Below are 16,541 nucleotides of genomic sequence, written 5' to 3'. Positions count from 1 at the left end.
GCGTGTCTGGTTCAGCCTATTTGTTATCTGGTAAAGCGCATCATCACGTCGGTTTGGGTCTCTGTTCTGGCTGGTTGGGCTATGGCTCCCTACAGCCAGAACAGAGGATTGAAAGACTCGATTAGGTCATTAAGACTGAGGCAATTTGCCTTCAACGCCTTTCACATACCAGTCGAAGCCAAGCAGTTTGCCGTCTTCAAGCGTTGAACCAGCAGGAACCACTTCTTCACCCGCTTGGTTGTATACCGGGCCATCAAATACGTGCAGCTTGCCTTCTTTGATGGCTTGCTTCTTCTCTGCAACCAATTGCTGAACGTCTGCAGGGATAACCGGGTTTAGAGGTGCCAGGTCGGTTGTGCCTTCAGCAATACCAGGCCATACATCTTCAGATTTCCAGGTTCCGTCCATAACGGCTTTGGCTTTTGCCAGATACAGTTCGCCCCAGTTGTGAATGGTTGAGGTTAAGTGTGCTTTCTTACCGTAAACAGACATGTCTGAGTGGTAACCGATGGCGTAAACGCCTTTTGATTCAGCCGCTTGAATCACCGCTGCGGAGTCGGTGTGCTGAGTTAAGATGTCAGCGCCTTGAAGGATCAAGGTTTCCGCTGCTTCACGCTCTTTGGCAGGGTCATACCAAGTGCTTGCCCAAACCACTTTAACTTTGATGTCTGGATTTACTTCCTGAGCGCCTTTAGTGAAGGCGTTGATGCCACGAATAACTTCCGGGATCGGGAATGACGCAACGTAACCGATGGTGTTGGTTTTAGTCATTTTACCGGCGATCAAACCAGATAAATAACGGCCTTGATAAGCACGAGTGAAGTAGGTCCCGGTGTTCTTGCCACGCTTATAACCTGTCGCGTGCTCGAATTTTACTTTAGGGAAACGTTTCGCAACTTTCAGGGTCGGGTTCATATAACCAAAGGATGTAGTGAAGATCAGGTCGTGACCTTTCTTCGCCAACTGTTGGATTACTCGCTCGGAGTCCGCACCTTCGGCCACGCTTTCAACGTAGCTGGTTTGAACCTTGTCACCCAATTGCGCTTCAACATATTTACGCGCTTCATCGTGCGAGTAAGTCCAGCCTGCGTCACCGGTTGGGCCAACGTATACGAAACCGATTTTAAGTGGGTCATCAGCGTTAGCTAATGAACAGCCAAGTGCCAAAGCTGCTGCTGAGAACAGCTTAGTGATGTTGCGAGTCATAGTGCTTCCTCATTAATGTGTAAAAACTGTTTACGTTTTTAGTTTGTTAGTTTTTTAAATTGTGAGTTTTCGTTTTCTGTTTTCTTTATTCAGAACGTTCAACGTAATTGGTGAGCGTTCTGTTTGTAATTATCTTGTTGTCTCTCTTGACGATTCTTGGCTATGGCTACCGTTAAACCTGTGGACGATACGGTTGGCCCAGAGCCAATGGCGTGCTGAGCTTGGCCTTGATGGAATCATTGGCAAGCAGTACAAGTACTAAAATCGTTGCAGCGTACGGCAGCATCGCCAGTAGGTTGGGTGATGCTTCAAAACCTAATCCCTGAAGTACCAGGTGCATGATGCTAGCCGCTCCAAACAGGTAGGCACCCAACAGAATGCGTTCTGGCTTCCAGCTGGCGAATACCACTAGGGCCAGAGCAATCCAGCCGCGTCCGGCGGACATGCCTTCATTCCACATCGGGGTGTAAGCAAGGGACAAGTAACCCCCAGCCAGACCGGCCATTGCGCCACCAAATAACACTGCGCCATAACGCACTTTCATTACCGAGATACCGGTTGCGTTAGCGGCTTCCGGATTTTCACCGACGGCACGAATGGTTAGACCAATACGAGAGCGTTTAAACACCCAAAACAGCAGTCCGAAGATGATCCAGGACAGGTAAACCAATGGATCGTGAGAGAAGAGAATCTTGCCGATGATAGGAATGTCGCTAAGCAGTGGGATTTCCCAAGCTGAGATGCCTTCCAAGCCCATGCCGACGTAGTTGGAACCTAAGAAGGCGCTCAAACCGATACCAAAGATGGTTAATGCAAGACCGGTGGCTACTTGGTTAGACACCAGAGAGATCGCTAGGAAGCCAAACAGCGCCGACATTAACATGCCCGCAACGATGGCGGCCATGATGCCAAAGCCTGCATTACCGGTGACGACCGCAGCGATAAACCCAAGCACAGCGCCCATTAAGACCATGCCTTCCTGACCGAGATTGAGTACGCCGGATTTCTCACAGACCATCTCGCCCAACGCGATCAGAATCAGCGGGGTGCCGGTACGCACGGTCGCAAATAAGATGTTAGTAATTAAATCGATATCCATAATGATAATCTTTTCTTCGTTCGTGTTGCGTTACGTATTGCTTATGCCTAGCCGGTTTTTGCACCGCTGTTTTCGCTATTGCACTGCTGTTTTCGTAGCTCGTGTACGTACAATTCGATAACTGATTAATAAATCGCAGGCCAGCAGATAGAACAGCAACATGCCTTGGAATAACCCGGTTAAGGATTTGGGTAACGATAAATCCATCTGAGCCATCTCACCGCCCATGTAAGTAAGTGCTAACAACATAGACGCAAGTAGAATTCCTACCGGATGCATTCTGCCAAGAAACACCACGATGATGGCTGCGTAACCATAGCCGGGAGAAATATGTGGGGTGAGCTGCCCAACCGGACCGGTCACTTCAGACACGCCTGCTAGACCGGCTAACGCGCCACAAGCGAGGAGTGCAAACCAGGTTAGGCGCTTCTCCTTGAACCCGGCAAAGCGAGCCGCAGATTTATCTTCACCCATCACCGAAATCTGGAAACCAATCAGCGATTTGGACAGCAGCGCCCAGATGATGGCAACGGCAAACAACGCAAAGTAAATGCTGATGTTCAGTCGGTAATCTTCGAACACCAAAGGCAATGTGCTGAACTCGGAGAACATCGCGGATTCCGGGAAGTTAAATCCTTCCGGATCTTTCAATGGCCCGTGCACGCCATACAACAACCAGTTCAAGGCAATGTAGTTGAGCATGATGGTGGTCAGAATTTCATTGGCACCAAACTTGGTTTTCAACAGCGCGGCCAAACCTGCCCATAACATGCCGCAGATTGCACCAAAGAAGAGAACTGCCGGCAGTACCCAGTAAGACTCAACGCTCAGCAATTCCAGCGCCAGATAGCCACCGCCAAGACCACCGAGAATAAACTGGCCTTCGGCACCGATGTTCCAGATTTTTGCTTTAAAACACAGGGTTAAGCCCATAGCGCACAACAGCAATGGTGCGACTTTGGTGAAAAGTTCTGTCCAGCCATAGAGATCGGTTAACGGAGACACGAAAAACGTGTATAGCGCGTCCATCGGGCTTTTCCCCAAAGACGCGAACAGTAGCCCACCACTAACCAGGGTTAGTACGATGGCCAAAACCGGAGACAGATAGGCCATTGTTTTCGAGTCAGAAGGCCGTTTTTCTAGAGTTAATTGATGAAGCATGGGCTAGTGACCTCCCGCTGCGTTGGAAGGACTTTCGTTCGAAGATGAGTCATTTGATGGTGTGTCATTCGATGGTGAGGTATTGGCTGAGGCTGAACGGTTTGACTCTGCACTTGCTTCTTTGCTGGCCGGTGCATTGAAATCCCCTGCCATCCACATACCCAGTTGATTGATGGATACTTCACTAGTTGGCTTGATTGGAGACAGGCGTCCATCACAAATCGCACAGATACGATCACTGATGGAATACAGCTCGTCGATGTCTTCCGAGACCACTAAAACGGCAGCGCCTTGATCACGTAAATCAATCAAGGCATGACGAATCAAAATGGCCGCGCCAATGTCGACGCCCCAGGTAGGGTGTGAACACACCAGTAATTTAGGGTTCTGAAGAATTTCACGGCCAATGATGTATTTTTGCAGGTTCCCGCCAGAAAGACTCTTGGCTTGGGCCTGCGAACCGGCGGTCTTGACGTTAAACTTTTCGATGATGTCTTTGGCGAAGGCTTTGACTTTCGCGGTGTTAATCCAGCCTTTATTGGTCAGCTCACCTTGGTAACCGGTGAGCAGGGCATTTTCTTCCAGTGACATATCCGGTACAGCGCCACGGCCTAAACGTTCTTCCGGAACAAAGCCCAAACCTTTAAGGCGACGTTTCTCCGGGGTCAGGTTACCGACCTTGTCTCCCTCGAAACAAATGCTGTCCGCTTTGGTGGTTTCTTCGCCACTGATCAGGTTCAGTAATTCTTCCTGCCCATTCCCTGCAACGCCGGCAATGCCGAGAATTTCTCCGGCTTTTACTTCCAGGTCGATGCCTTTTAAGGCGGTAGCAAACGGGTCATCGGATTTAAAATCCAGCGCATGAATGGTTAAGAACGGATCTTTACCAATGGCCTTCTCATAATCTTCGGTCAGTGGTGTGTCATCACCTACCATCAACCGAGCAATTTCTTCGGTGGTGGTGTCCTTAGGGATGCAATCGCCACTGACTTTGCCGCCGCGAAGGATGGTCGCGGCATCACACAAGGCGCGTACTTCATCCAGCTTGTGTGAAATAAACAGAATGCTGCAGCCTTCATCCGATAACTGATGAAGTGTTTTGAATAGGGTGTCCACTTCTTGCGGTGTAAGTACTGACGTCGGTTCGTCCAAGATCAGCAGTTTTACGTCTTGCAGCAGACAGCGAACAATCTCTACCCGTTGTTGCTCACCGATAGACAGGGTATGAACATAGCGATCCGGGTCCAACTGCATGCCGTAATGACCGGAGACTTCAACGATACGAGCTTTAAGCGCATCAAGTGAGGACACTTCTTCTTTTGGCAGGCTAAGCGCAATGTTTTCCGCGACGGTTAGGGTCTCGAACAATGAGAAGTGCTGGAAAACCATACCAATGCCTAGTTTTCGGGCATGAGCTGGACCTTGAACGGTAACAGGCTGGCCTTCCCACAGCATGGTGCCTTCATCCGGCTTGACCACACCATAGATAATCTTCATCAAGGTGCTTTTACCTGCACCGTTCTCACCAAGCAGTGCATGAATTTCTCCCGCATCCACAGATAGCGCCACAGACTGATTGGCAATACAGCCTGGATATCGCTTGGTGATATTCGTTAATTCAATACGTTTCATAACCTAACCTGACCAAATGGACAGTTTTTGAAGGCAAGTTCTTTGCCAATCTCTCAAAAAGTTGTGCGAAAAATAGTACTTTTTGTAAAAATTGTCCAGAAAGTCAACTTAGATCAATGGCTTAGGGAGTGATAAAAAATATCGAAGCACGATATTGTAAATTAATTGTTAGGTTATTAAATGATCAATTTTGGTGGGTGTGTAAAAGTGTGCGTGCGAATGGTGCATATATGTAACCAATTGGTCATGTTTGGTGCTAATAGAAATTTTATATTGGTGGGGGATTCAGTGATCGTTCGTAATAAACCTAAAATAGATAGGCGGTTAAAAAGAAAATGCGATGCCTGTTTTCTTTTTGGAATAAAAATTGTATCTTATTTTAAATCTTGTCTATTTGGTCAGGAATTAATTTGGAAATGTTACTTTTTCGGATGTCTGATCATACCAGATGCTACAAATAGGTCATAATTAATACAGGCCAACAATAAAAATCAGGCTTTCTGTACGTTTGTCGGAAAGTTGAAGACTCGATGCAGGTTTTGACGTGATTAAATTTTGTCTAAATGGTCGGTGGGTAGAAGAAGCCGATATTTCACCGAATATGACGGTGTTGCGCTATTTACGTACACAGCAATCTTTGACGGGCACCAAAGAAGGGTGTGGGTCTGGAGACTGTGGTGCATGCAGTATTTTGTTGGGTGAGAAAATTCCCGTTTCAAAAGACGATAACGATGTTGATGCAGGCAAATGGCATTATAAAGCCATCAATGGCTGCATCACTTTCTTATCTCAATTGCATGGCAAAAGCGTCATTACTGTTGATGCCTTAGCGGATGGTCAACAACTGCATCCCGCGCAGCAAGCGATGGTGGATTATCACGGTTCCCAGTGCGGTTTCTGTACGCCGGGCATCATCATGTCATTGGCGGCCTTGCATCAAAACGTCGAAGGCGAGCCGTCTCAGCATCAAATCCTCGATGCCTTGTCTGGTAACTTGTGCCGCTGTACCGGCTATCGTCCGATCATCGACGCCGCGAAAAACATGCATGCCTACCCAGCCACAAACAATGTTGAAATCTGGCAGCCGGAAGAATTGGTCTCCAAACCGGTTGAACACGCCGGTGTGGAAGCGGAAACCCGTACGCGCTTCCGCGCTATGAAGAAAGGTCAAGCGTGGGTTGTGGACGATGAAATTCAATTACAGGAATTACTGTCTGAACATCCGGACGCACGTATGGTAGCCGGTGCAACCGATCTTGCCTTGGAAGTGACGCAATTTCATAAGTCGATCAACAAGCTGGTGTCGATTGGTTCTATTCCATCGTTGAAAACCATCGAGGTTCAGGACGACTTCATTACCATCGGTTCGGCCGCGACCTATGCCGAGATCGAACCGACTCTGAAAACCCATTACCCGGAATTTGCTGCGTTATTGGATCGTCTGGGCTCTCGCCAAGTGCGTAACAATGGCACTTTGGGTGGCAACATTGGTAACGCATCACCGATTGGTGACACACCGCCTGTATTGATTGCGTTAGGTGCTGAGATTGAACTGGTCAGTAAGAACACCCACCGTTGGTTGTCTTTGGATAAGTTCTTCCTCGATTACAAACAAACCGCGTTGCAATCTTGCGAATACATTCGCGCTATTCGAATTCCTCGCTTGAAAGAAAACCAAGCGCTTAAGGTATATAAGATTTCCAAGCGTATTGAAGATGATATTTCAGCGGTGCTGGCGGCTTTTGTCTTTACCATTGATGACAACAAGGTCACGGATGTTCGTTCTGGCTTTGGTGGTATGGCGGCGATTCCTAAATCGGCCTGCAAGCTGGAAAAAGCCTTGCTGGGTCAAACCATTTCTGAAAGTGCCTTTATTAAAGCGGCAAGCGAGTTAAGCAAAGACTTTACGCCATTAACGGATGTTCGCGCGACTGCCGACTACCGTATCAATGTGGCTAAAGGCTTGATTCATAAGTGCGCGGTTGAGTTGTTGAATCCTCAACTGGTTTCTCGCATCGAACAAGTGCATACCTCCGAACTTGCTACTTCTGACATCATCAACCAAACCAGCCTGACGGGAGAGTTTTATCATGCGTAAGTTAATTGATCTTCCTGATAATGTTGCTGGCTCTCAAGACTTACCAGTGCGCGAGCGTCCTTCTAAGGGTAAAACAGGGCAGAGCATGAAGCACGAAAGTGCTGAAAAACATGTGACCGGTAAAGCGGTGTATGTTGATGATATGCCGGAATATCCGAATCAGTTGCACGTGGCAGTTGGTGGTAGCCAACACGCGCATGCGCGTATCAAGCTGATGAATCTTTCGGCCGTTCGCGCCGCACCGGGTGTTGAAGCGGTAATTACGGTGAAAGACGTGCCTGGTCATACCGACATTGGACCTGTATTCCCGGGTGACCCGGTTTTGGTTGAAGAGATTTGTGAATACGTCGGTCAACCCATCTTCGCCGTCGCAGCCAAGAGTTTTGAGCAAGCGAAGAAAGCGATCGCATTGGCTGAAATCGAATACGAAGTGCTGGATAAGGTGCTGACCGTAGAGCAAGCGTTAGAAAAGAATCACTTTGTTCGCCCGACCCATCAGCATAAACGTGGTGATTCTGCCAAAGCTTTGTCTGAAGCGACACACCGCATTCAAGGCCAGCAGTATGTAAAAGGTCAGGAGCACTTCTACTTAGAAGGGCAGGTGAGTTCTGTAATGCCGACTGAAGACGGCGGCATGATGGTGTATACCTCCAGTCAGCATCCGACCGAAGTTCAAAAGCTGGTTGCCGAAGTATTGAACGTCAGCATCAATAAAGTGCAGGTGGAAGTACGTCGTATGGGCGGTGGTTTCGGTGGTAAAGAAACCCAGGCGGCTCCTTTGGCCTGTATTGCTGCATTATTGGCGAACAAAACCGGTAAGCCGGTGAAGTATCGTATGTCTCGCCATGACGACATGGTGATGACGGGTAAGCGCCATGACTTCCTGAACACCTATGATGTGGGGGTCGATGAACACGGCATCATCCAAGGTGCCGAAATCATGGTGGCCGGTAAGTGTGGTAACTCGCCAGACTTATCCGACGCGATTGTCGATCGTGCCATGTTCCACTCCGATAACGCGTACTACCTGAATAACGCTACGGTAACGGGTCATCGTTGTAAGACTCATACCGTGTCTGCAACAGCCTACCGTGGTTTCGGTGGCCCGCAAGGGATGATGGTTGCGGAACTGATGATGGACGACATCGCTCGTCATGTGGGTGAAGACCCGTTGACCATCCGTAAGCGCAACCTCTATGGCGTAAAGCACGACCATATCAAAACCGCCGATGGTCAGGTCGATGAGCGTAACCAAACCCATTACGGTCAAACCGTAGAACACAATGTGTTGCCGGAGTTGATCGAACAGCTGGAAGCCAGTTCTGACTACTGGCAGCGTCGTGAAAAGATCAAAGCCTTCAACGCCAACAGCCCGTTCATGAAAAAAGGCTTGGCGTTAACGCCGGTTAAATTTGGTATTTCGTTTACGGTTCAGTTCTTGAACCAAGCCGGTGCGTTGGTTCATATCTACACAGACGGCAGTATTCACCTAAACCACGGTGGTACCGAAATGGGCCAAGGCCTGTTCCTGAAAGTGGCGCAAGTAGTGGCGGAAGAGTTTCAGGTGGACTTGGATACCATTCAGGTGTCTTCAACCCGTACCGATAAAGTGCCGAACACTTCGCCAACAGCGGCCTCGTCGGGTTCTGATCTGAACGGTATGGCGGCACGTGATGCCTGTCTGCGTATTAAAGAAGGCCTGTTCAAGTTTGCCTCTGAGCATTATGGCGTTGCAGAAGACAAAGTTCGTCTGCAATCGAATCACTTAGTTGTGACCAATGATGCTGGCGAAGAGCAATGGGTACCGTTTGCTGATTTCGTTCAGCAGGCGTATATGGGGCGCGTGCCTCTGTCATCGACCGGCTTCTATAAAACACCGAAGATCCACTACGACCGTGAAACCGGCAAAGGTCGCCCGTTCTACTACTACGCGAATGGTGCCGCTGTTTCTGAAGTCTTGGTTGATACCTTAACGGGTGAATACAAGGTGCTTCGAACCGACATTCTTCATGATGTGGGTCGTTCATTGAATCCGGCCATTGATATTGGTCAGATTGAAGGCGCCTTTGTTCAGGGCATGGGTTGGTTAACCACTGAAGAACTGGTGTGGGATAACCTTGGCAAACTGCAATCCAACGGCCCGGCGACTTATAAAATCCCTGCCGTGGGTGATACACCAATGGATTTCCGAGTGAAGCTGTTGGAAGACCGCCCGAACGGTGAAGAGACGGTATACCGTTCGAAAGCTGTGGGTGAACCACCATTCATGTTGGGTATTGCTGTGTGGTCGGCTTTACGTGATGCAGTTTCCAGCATTTCGGATTACACCATCAGCCCGCCAATGAACACGCCGGCGACACCTGAGTGTGTGTTGAACTCGGTGATGGCCGTTCGTGAGCAGATGGCAAATACAGACGCAGCGGACGCTTAATAGGTTAAGTAAGAAAGGTCATGACTATGAAAGCGTTTGATGATGGCAGTTTTGAAAGTAACCGTTTTGAAAATAAAAAGTTCTCGCCTGCGATGAAGTGGTTTGATGCGATTCAACACTGTCAGCAGTCGGGTGTGGCTTATGCCTTGATTACGGTCTTGGGATGCACAGGTTCTACGCCAAGGGATCAGGGCTCCAAAATGGTCATTACCGGTGATGCTACCTTCGACACCATTGGGGGTGGTCATCTCGAATTTGTGGTGACCAACAAAGCCCGTGAAATGATTGCCGAAGGTCGTTCTGTTCAAGAAATCCAGCATTTTCCTTTAGGTGCTTCTTTAGGTCAGTGCTGCGGCGGCAGTGCCACGGTGTTGGTGGAAACCTTTGCCGGTTGTCAGTTCAACATTGGTCTGTTTGGTGCCGGTCATGTGGCGAAGTCTTTGGTGTCGATTCTTTCTGGTCTGCCATGCAAAGTGACGTGGGTGGATTCTCGTGAAGAGGAGTTTCCTGCGTCTGTGCCTGCCAATGTTTCCAAAGTCGTCACGGACGATCCTTGTGGTGAGATTGCTACCTTGCCGGAAGGAGCGGACGTGTTGATTCTGACTCATAATCATCAGTTAGATTATGAATTATGTGTGGCGGCGTTGAAGCGTCTGCAAGCCGGTAACGCATTGCGTCATGTTGGGCTGATCGGTTCGGACACCAAAGCTCAGCGTTTCGTTAAGCGCCTTGAACATCGCGGCTTTTCATTGGATGAAATTAACCAGATCAAATGCCCGGTTGGCTTGAGTGAAGTGCCGGGCAAACTTCCGATGGAAGTGGCCGTGTCCATCGCCGGTGAACTCATTGCCATTGAAAACGATGGCAAGGTGACGCAACAAAAACGTGGGCTGGCCTGGAAAGATATTAAGCAAGAGCTGGGCAGCGAGTTAGGTGCTGAGGTCAACACGGAAGGGCAAGGTGCGGTGCTTACTGTTAAGAATGAAACCATAAAGAATACGACGGTTAAAAGTTAATTCTTTTTTAAACGTCGACAGAAAGTTGCTTTGAACTTCCCGACATATTTGCTGAGCAAGATTCTATCGTATTTTCTTTCACCGTTCAGAAGGCACATCCATGTGCCTCTGAACTACCGCAGCATCCATGCTGCTGTTTCAGAAAACAGATAGTGATCTTGCTCTTGAATTAAGCGCCAAGTGCGAAATTGAAATAGTAGAAATTAAAGACAGCTCTTATCTAGGGGCTATCTCATCTAGGGTTATGAGTAGGTAGAACTGATGTCATTGAAAGTAGAAACAAATCGCTTTTCTGAAAGATACACCGATTTAGCAAGTCGTCGTTTGGGTGGTCAAACCCTGTCATGCAGTGATGATTTCTTCGCTGAGATGGAAAACCTGCTGAAGCCGGGTCGTGGCGTTTTTATTGATGATAAATACACGGATCGCGGTAAGTGGATGGACGGCTGGGAATCTCGCCGTCGTCGTTTCCGCCCTGACGGTTCGTCGTCTGATGGTTTGGACCACGACTGGTGCATCATTAAATTGGGTGCACAGGGCAAAATCGTAGGCATTAATGCCGATACCAATCATTTCTTGGGTAACGCACCTCAGAAGGTTTCGATGGAAGCCTGTCGTATCAAAGGTGAGCCGGACGAGAGTACTGAATGGACTGAAATCGTACCAATTACAGAAGTTCAGCCAGGCAGTGAAAACCTGATTGATGCCGTTGTTGATGAAGACAGTGAAGGCGTTTGGACGCACGTTCGTTTCCATATCTACCCAGACGGTGGTGTGGCGCGTTTGCGTGTGTATGGTGACATCGCGCCGGATTGGGGTTGGTTCCTTAAAGGTGAGCCGGTGGACCTTGCTTACATCAAGAACGGTGCACGCCCATTGGTCTGTTCAGACATGTTTTTCAGTCACATGGAAAACCTGATCATGCCTGAGCGCGGCGCCAATATGGGTGATGGTTGGGAAACCAAACGTCGTCGTGCCATTGGTGATGCAACGGTAGATCGTGATAACGATTGGTACATTCTTCAATTGGCGGCGAAAGGTTCGATCCAAAAGATTCTTGTGGATACCTGTCACTTTAAAGGTAACTACCCGGATGCCTTCTCTATCGAAGGTGCGGTATTAACCGAAGCGCAAGCCAAAGACATCGAGATGCTGAAAGCCGATGCCCATGCGGATGCACTTTCTGTGAATCAAGAGGGTGGCGAGAGTGCGGCAACCCTTACTACGAAAAACAACGCCGACATCAATTGGCAGCCAATCATAGGTCGAACCAAGTTGTACGAAGACCGTGAGCATACTTTTAAAGACGAATTGGTCAGTGGTGAAGCGGCCTTTACTCATGTGCGTATCAAGATGTATCCAGATGGTGGGATTAGCAGACTTCGCCTTTGGGGTTTTCCTGTATGAGCGAGCTAACCTACACCTTGAGTCAGCTAAATAATCTGTCGGAGGAGGATGCGCGTTTTGCGTTTGAGAACTGCTGTACTTCTTCCCGTTGGATTGAGGGCATGGTGGCGCGTCGTCCGTTTGTGTCCATCGCTCAATGTCAGGAAGTGGCATTAGAGGTTTGGAATGGCTTAGGTGAAGCAGATTTTCTAGAAGCGTTTGAAGGTCACCCGAAAATTGGTGATGTCAGCAGCCTTCGTAAAAAGTTTGCTCATACCAAGAAGTTGGCCTCGGGTGAGCAGTCCTCGGTTAATGAAGCGAATGAAGCAACCATTCAGGCGTTGGCGGATGGTAATACTCAGTACGAACAGCAAAACGGCTTTATTTTTATCGTGTGTGCTACCGGTAAAAGCGCTGAAGAAATGTTGGAAATTTTGCAGAGTCGTTTGCCAAATTCTCGCGAACAGGAGCTGCAAACTGCAGCCGGTGAGCAAGCAAAGATTACCGCAATCCGTATCAATAAGTTATTACCGACGGATGTGAATCCTGAAACCAAGGTTTCTGAACGATAAGCTGATTATGAATCTATAAGAGCGGATTTACCGAGGTAAAACGCTCTTTACTAGAAGGATGACTTAACGATGGCAAGCCCTATCACAACACATGTTCTAGATACCAACCTTGGTGGCCCGGCTCAAGGTATGGCTGTAAAGCTGTACAAGCAAATTGATGGCGAGCTGGTTGAGATTGCGTCTGGTGAAACCAATGCCGATGGCCGCATTACCGACTGGTTGGATGGTCAGCAACGTGAAAAAGGGATCTACCGCATTGAATTTGCGACGGACCCGTATTTTGAGAAGCAAGGTAAGACCTGTTTCTACCCAGTGGTGACTTTTGATTTCCGTATTGAGAAGCCGGAAGAGCATTATCATGTGCCGCTTCTGGTATCCGCTTACGGTATCTCGACGTATCGAGGCAGTTAATGACTAGCTACAAGTTAACACCAAAGCCATTAACCAAAGAGGCGTTTGCGCCGTTTGGTGATGTGGTTGAGATAGAAGATCAGACTGGGAATATTTCCCAAGATAATCTGATCATGATTAATGGCGGCAATACTGAGCGTTACGATTCCTTGGCTAAGGTGCAATTGTCATCGCCGGAAGATACGGCTGTAATCAATATCTTTCGCGCGCAACCTCGCTCGATGCCGATGAACATCGAGATGATGGAGCGTCATCCGCGAGGCAGTCAGTCATTTCATCCTCTGTCTGGTGAAGATTATTTGGTGCTGGTGGCTGATTCGGTGGAAGCGCTAACCCCTGAGCATTTGCACTTGTTTTTGGCTAAGGGCACGCAGGGTATTAATTACCATTTGAATACCTGGCATCACCCCGTCCTTGGATTGAACAAAGTGTGTGACTTCCTGGTGGTGGATCGCAAGGGCGAAGGTAATAACTGCGAAGAGTTTTTCTTCGATAAAGCACTGAACATAACGATAGATCTTTAGCCTTCTAGGCACTATGGATCAACAAAAAGCTGATTAGAGAGATTGAATCAAATGAATGCACAGAGCCCGACTGTTTATCGAGCCGCTATTCTGCACTTCCTGTCCGACCCGGATGTGGATGGTGAAAATGCCTACCAATTCTTTGAAGACGGCGCCTTGCTGATTGAAAACGGTAAGGTATCGCAAGTAGGTGAGGCCGCCGCCGTTTTGGCATCACTGTCTTCGGACATTCCTGTGGTTGAGTACAAAAATCACCTGATCATTCCTGGGATGATTGATACTCACATTCACTTTCCTCAAGTAGAAGTGATTGCGTCTTACGGCGAGCAATTGTTGGATTGGTTGAATAACTACACCTTTCCGGCAGAGCGTCAGTTTGAAGACAAAGAGTACGCATCAAACATTGCCAACTTCTTCCTGGATGAATTGCTTAAGAACGGCACCACCACAGCGTTGGTGTTCGGCACAGTGCATAAGCAGTCTGTAGAGGCGTTCTTTGAAGCATCTGAGCAACGTAACACACGTATGATCTGCGGTAAGGTGATGATGAATCGCAATGCGCCGGAGTTCTTGTGTGATACTCCGGAAAGCAGTTATCAAGACAGCAAGGAGTTAATTGAAGCCTGGCATAACAATGGCCGTCAGTTGTATGCGGTAACGCCACGTTTTGCCATTACCTCAACCGAAGAGCAGCTTCAAAAAGCCGGTCAGTTGATGGAAGAGTACCCGGATGTGTACATGCAAACGCACATTTCGGAAAACAAAGACGAAGTGGCCTTTGTTCAGGAGTTGTTCCCGGACAGCAAAGACTATCTGGACGTTTATGATCAATACGGTTTGTTGGGTAAACGCAGTGTCTTTGCGCATGGTATTCATTTAACACCGCGTGAGCATCAGCGTTTCCGTGAAACCGGGTCGAGTGTCTCTTTCTGTCCGACTTCTAACTTGTTCTTGGGCAGTGGCTTGCTGGACATCAAAGAGCTGGAAGAGGAGCAGGTGGCTTACAGTGTGGCTACCGATGTGGGCGGTGGTACCAGTTTCTCTATGCTCCAAACTTTGAATGAAGCCTATAAAGTGACTCAGTTGAATGGCAACAAGTTGTCGGCATTGAAGAGCTTGTATCTTGCCACCTTGGGTAATGCCAAGACGCTTCAATTAGAAGACAAAATTGGTTCCTTCAAAGAAGGCAATGAAGCCGATTTCGCAGTACTGGATTTCAACAGTACACCGCTGATGAGCTTAAAGCAGTCGAAGTGTAAGACCTTGGCTGAGAAGCTGTTCGCGATGATCATTCTCGGTGATGACCGTGCTGTACGTGCGACTTATGTGGCGGGTAACTGTGTTCACGACCGTGACAATTCAAGTGTCTCGGAAGCTAACAAAAATAAAGAAGTAGGAGCGGCTTAATGGAAGCGTATCTATTAGAGTGGGCGAATTTATTCTTCCGCTGGTTTCATGTGATAGCGGGGATCGCTTGGATTGGTGCGTCTTTCTACTTTGTGTGGTTGGACAACAGTCTTGAAAATCCGCCGCAATGGAAGAAAGACAAAGGCATCGGTGGTGACTTGTGGGCCATTCATGGCGGTGGCTTCTATGAGGTGGCCAAGTACAAGTTAGGGCCTGAAAAAATGCCGGAAAACCTGCACTGGTTTAAGTGGGAGGCGTACACTACCTGGTTAACCGGTATGACCATGTTGTGGATTGTTTACTACATCGGTGCAGAAAGTTTCTTGATCGATAACTCTCGTCTTGAGCTGACCCAATGGCAAGCCATCGGCCTTGGCATGGGCTACATCGCAGTAGGCTTTGCGGTATATGAAATGTTGGTTAAAACGCCGTTGCGCCATAATGGTAAAGCGTTTGGCTTGGTGTTGTTCTCTTTCTTAGTGTTTATGGCGTGGTTTGCCAGTGAAGTGTTCTCTCCGCGTGGTGCCTTCATTCATGTCGGTGCGTTGATTGGCACCATCATGGCGGGCAACGTGTTCCTTGGGATCATGCCTTCTCAGCGCGCGTTAGTAGAAGCGGTACAGCGTGGCGAAGCGCCGGACCCGAAATACGGGGCCTTTGCAAAACTGCGCTCAACCCATAACAACTATTTCACGCTGCCTCTGATCTTCATCATGATCAGTAACCACTACCCAATGACCTATTCCCATGAGCTGAACTGGTTGGTGTTGTCTGCGATCTGTTTCATTTTGGCTTTTGCTCGCCACTTCTTTAACTTGCGTCATCGTGGTGAATTCAAACCATCCATTCTGGTGATCGCAGTCATCATGATGGCGGGCGTTGCTGTTTGGATTGCACCAAAGCCGGTGGAAGTGAATGAAGAGGCTGTTGCAGGCTTCACTGATCAGCAAGGTATGGCGATTATTCAAGCACGTTGTGCTAGCTGCCATGCGGCATCGCCAACGCAAGCCGGGTTTGCGTCGCCTCCGGCCGGTGTAATGCTTGAAACGCTGGATCAGGTGAACCTCTTGAAACCTAAGTTAGTGGAAGTCATTAATTCCAAATACATGCCGTTAGGCAACCTGACACAAATGACGGAAGAAGAACGTCAGCAAGTGATTGGCTGGTTGTCGAAGTAATGGCGTAAGTCAAATAAAGTGAGATGTCATACTACGTCCGTTACCGACCATGGGAATGGACGTGGGGCACGGTTTTGGTGATTGCAACGCCGCGCTCCGGTGTTCTGTTTTTATACTCCCTCCGAGTAATACAACGAGAGTTGTACTTTTTAAGGGGCTTGATGACTCAACAAGGCTAGGTGTTGACCATCAACCACACGGCTTTCCTGAAGCTATGAACTTACCAAGTTTTTGAGCTGTGTGTGCCCCGTTTTTTCCTGTGTATTTCCTATTCCTGTTTTGTTTAATTCTACATTAGTCTGAGGTTTGGCCAACTAGACTGCCGTGTTGATTGTTGATTGTTGATTGTTGATTGTTGATAGTCAGGTAAGAAATGATCTGCATAAAAAAGCCGCTCAGGTGAGCGGCTTTGCTGACAGA

General features: G+C 48.4%; 13 protein-coding genes. 9 read left to right on the top strand and 4 right to left on the bottom strand.

The window, feature by feature from the left end; genetic code table 11:
* Positions 1-129: 129 nt before the first annotated feature.
* The 4 genes from QQL66_RS15405 to QQL66_RS15390 form a co-directional block, all read right to left on the bottom strand.
* The gene (locus QQL66_RS15405) at positions 130-1,206 is read right to left on the bottom strand and encodes a BMP family ABC transporter substrate-binding protein (RefSeq protein WP_284382594.1); all 1,077 of its coding nucleotides are present in this window, start codon (positions 1,204-1,206) and stop codon (positions 130-132) included.
* A gap of 172 nt (positions 1,207-1,378) precedes the next feature.
* Positions 1,379-2,305: an ABC transporter permease gene (locus tag QQL66_RS15400; RefSeq protein ID WP_284382593.1), complete on the bottom strand. Its 927-nt coding sequence runs from the start codon at positions 2,303-2,305 to the stop codon at positions 1,379-1,381.
* Between the two features lie 75 nt (positions 2,306-2,380).
* Positions 2,381-3,466: an ABC transporter permease gene (locus QQL66_RS15395; protein WP_284382592.1), complete on the bottom strand. Its 1,086-nt coding sequence runs from the start codon at positions 3,464-3,466 to the stop codon at positions 2,381-2,383.
* 3 nt (positions 3,467-3,469) lie between these two features.
* A complete protein-coding gene (locus QQL66_RS15390) occupies positions 3,470-5,098 on the bottom strand; it encodes an ABC transporter ATP-binding protein (protein WP_284382591.1) in 1,629 nt (542 codons plus the stop codon).
* Between the two features lie 544 nt (positions 5,099-5,642).
* Here QQL66_RS15390 and xdhA point away from each other — a divergent pair.
* From xdhA to QQL66_RS15345, 9 genes are all read left to right on the top strand, one after another.
* Positions 5,643-7,196 (top strand): xanthine dehydrogenase small subunit, encoded by a 1,554-nt coding sequence (xdhA, locus tag QQL66_RS15385; RefSeq protein WP_284382589.1) that lies wholly within the window; start codon positions 5,643-5,645, stop codon positions 7,194-7,196.
* Entirely contained in the window at positions 7,189-9,627 is a 2,439-nt protein-coding gene (gene xdhB, locus QQL66_RS15380; RefSeq protein WP_284382588.1) for a xanthine dehydrogenase molybdopterin binding subunit, read from the top strand. Before xdhA ends, xdhB begins: the two co-directional genes overlap by 8 nt.
* 26 nt (positions 9,628-9,653) lie before the next feature.
* Positions 9,654-10,643, top strand: coding sequence for a xanthine dehydrogenase accessory protein XdhC (gene xdhC, locus QQL66_RS15375; RefSeq protein ID WP_284382587.1), 990 nt, complete (start codon positions 9,654-9,656; stop codon positions 10,641-10,643).
* Positions 10,644-10,904: 261 nt separating this feature from the next.
* On the top strand, positions 10,905-12,050 hold the full coding sequence (gene alc, locus QQL66_RS15370) for an allantoicase (RefSeq protein ID WP_284382585.1): 1,146 nt from the start codon (positions 10,905-10,907) through the stop codon (positions 12,048-12,050).
* The gene (gene uraD, locus QQL66_RS15365; protein WP_284382584.1) at positions 12,047-12,601 is read left to right on the top strand and encodes a 2-oxo-4-hydroxy-4-carboxy-5-ureidoimidazoline decarboxylase; all 555 of its coding nucleotides are present in this window, start codon (positions 12,047-12,049) and stop codon (positions 12,599-12,601) included. Before alc ends, uraD begins: the two co-directional genes overlap by 4 nt.
* Positions 12,602-12,670: 69 nt before the next feature.
* Entirely contained in the window at positions 12,671-13,012 is a 342-nt protein-coding gene (uraH, locus tag QQL66_RS15360; RefSeq protein ID WP_284382583.1) for a hydroxyisourate hydrolase, read from the top strand.
* A complete protein-coding gene (locus QQL66_RS15355; RefSeq protein WP_284382582.1) occupies positions 13,012-13,536 on the top strand; it encodes an ureidoglycolate lyase in 525 nt (174 codons plus the stop codon). Before uraH ends, QQL66_RS15355 begins: the two co-directional genes overlap by 1 nt.
* Positions 13,537-13,587: 51 nt before the next feature.
* Entirely contained in the window at positions 13,588-14,943 is a 1,356-nt protein-coding gene (gene guaD, locus QQL66_RS15350; protein WP_284382580.1) for a guanine deaminase, read from the top strand.
* Positions 14,943-16,121, top strand: coding sequence for a urate hydroxylase PuuD (locus QQL66_RS15345; RefSeq protein ID WP_284382578.1), 1,179 nt, complete (start codon positions 14,943-14,945; stop codon positions 16,119-16,121). The genes guaD and QQL66_RS15345 overlap by 1 nt, the downstream gene beginning before the upstream one ends.
* The last annotated feature ends 420 nt before the right edge of the window (positions 16,122-16,541 follow it).

This window comes from Litoribrevibacter albus (assembly GCF_030159995.1).
GTDB classification, from domain to species: Bacteria; Pseudomonadota; Gammaproteobacteria; order Pseudomonadales; family Litoribrevibacteraceae; genus Litoribrevibacter; species Litoribrevibacter albus.
The sequence above is the reverse complement of the archived record's forward strand: the minus strand, read 5'-3'. Positions and strand labels throughout refer to the sequence as shown.